The organism is Ruegeria sp. BI11, from assembly GCF_056538005.1.
Genome location: NZ_JBQFSM010000047.1, coordinates 1 through 1884 on the forward strand (window position 1 = coordinate 1; position 1884 = coordinate 1884).

The following is a 1884-nucleotide window of genomic DNA, read 5'->3' on the forward strand; positions in this document are numbered from 1 at the left end:
TGTTGTGTCGCAATCCGGCAATGAATGTCTGTGTGTTCCAGCGGCCCGCCGGCGCATGAGCGATCAGACGGTTCCCGCCCGGTGCCCAGCCGGATGCCTTTATTATGTTGGTTTTCAGAGAGGTTTCGTCGATAAAGACAAGCCGTTCAATATGGCCGCGCATGAGACGATCCAGTTGTTTGTCAGTCAGCCAGAATAGATTGCTCATTACACATCCCTGAAACTCAGAGGTTTGAATCACTCAGTCGGGATCACGGAAACCAATTTAATGGGTCCAGAACCTAGGGAGGGTCAGCACGTAAGGGCACAGAATTCTGGATATCCTCCGATAGATGTTCGAAAATCTTTCCGTTACATCGAACTCGCAGCAATTATCACCTAGTGGCTCTCCACATCATCACTACCAGTTTTTACATATGTAACTAGGTTAGCAGCATCAGGAGAGTTGGGCGCAATAATCATTGGGCACATTACATTGGGAATTATTTCAACATCATAAAGTTCCGCAACAGCACCATCTATTCGCAACCAATCCACACAGATCATTTTGTTTAAATCCACAATCTGTATGCCACACCAAGGTTCACTATCAGCATCCTTCAGTTTTTCACTGAGAACCAAACCATCGAAACGCTTATATCGCGGCTTTGACAACCCAACTACGGCTATGTCATCATAAAAAGCAAGGCCACGTAAAAAACCTGGACAAAACACACGTGGGTTGAATTCTCCATTGCCAGAATTGTCAACTTTGATCACGCCTAGCTCTCCCGTTCCAGAGTTAAGAAGCCATAAGTCTCCATCTTTTATCCTTGGGGAATGTGGCATTGACAAACCTTCACAAACAATCTCACCACTTTCCACATCGATTACAATACCGCCAGATGATCGCCGGTCACGCCAGCCATCAATCGTATTAGAGCGACTTATTGCAGTCACAAATCGTGGAGTTCCGCTTTTGACTGCAAGGCCATTTAAATGACACCGATCTTCATCTACTAAAGATGAAATAAACGGAGGCCTCCAAAACTCTTCAAAACTATGACGCGAAGAAGGATTCGCCAAGCAATTAAAACGCGTATTAACGAAAACAATACGACCTGCGTCATCAACAGCAACGTCGTGCGCATCCAATTTACCAGTCACAGTCACGCGTCGAGGAAAAAAACAGGTGTCAAAAACATCGTTTGCGCGCTCATTGCCTTGAAGAACATTTTCATATTGAATAATTTGATAGCCAGCTGAAAGTGTTATTGTATTGTTTTCATCACAATACAAACCCATAGGTTTTTCAACGCGCGTTTGGTGAATATTTAAATTCCCGTCCGGCTTTACCCCGAGTGAATAAAGTAAATTTGATTGGTATGAAGTAAATATGATACTAGCGTTCATTTTTACTAACCTATCTTTTAGTCCAGAAGATACAGAAAACTGCACCTCATCTACGGAGAGTTGCTCTTGAGAGACTACACGGCAGTCATCATTAGATTTTTGATTTGTCACGTGAAATCATACCCCGTTTCTAGTGTTAATAATTTACGATTAATTAATTCACTTTTCTTGAAAGCACAACTCCAATTAAAGCAGTTAACAAAGAATTTATCCCCTTCCTGCCATCAACCATTAGTGTCAAAGTAGACTCAAGAATACTAGAAGATTTCTGTTTGTTGGTAATGAAGAAATCGTAACTCTTTTTAATGGCTTATACATGATCCAACCCGAATTAAGGCTCAATAACTTGGCACATTGGGGCACCCAACTAACGGTGCTTATTGATCCTGATACATTTCAACTTACCTTGCCCTGCCCATATTCTATTCGGTATTCACCTATTTGGTACCATGATATGGTTATCAGTGTGGCGTCACACCTGGTAAGCCTGTG

Annotated in this window: 1 protein-coding gene and 1 pseudogene; both read right to left on the reverse strand. The window is 42.5% G+C overall.

Annotated features, from left to right (window positions below; genetic code table 11):
- Positions 1-208, reverse strand: a pseudogene (locus ACR0DT_RS24970) (hypothetical protein); the annotation flags it as partial.
- 170 nt (positions 209-378) lie between these two features.
- Complete coding sequence (locus tag ACR0DT_RS24975; protein WP_480713335.1) at positions 379-1503, reverse strand: TIGR03032 family protein; 1125 nt, start codon at positions 1501-1503, stop codon at positions 379-381.
- Positions 1504-1884 lie beyond the last annotated feature (381 nt).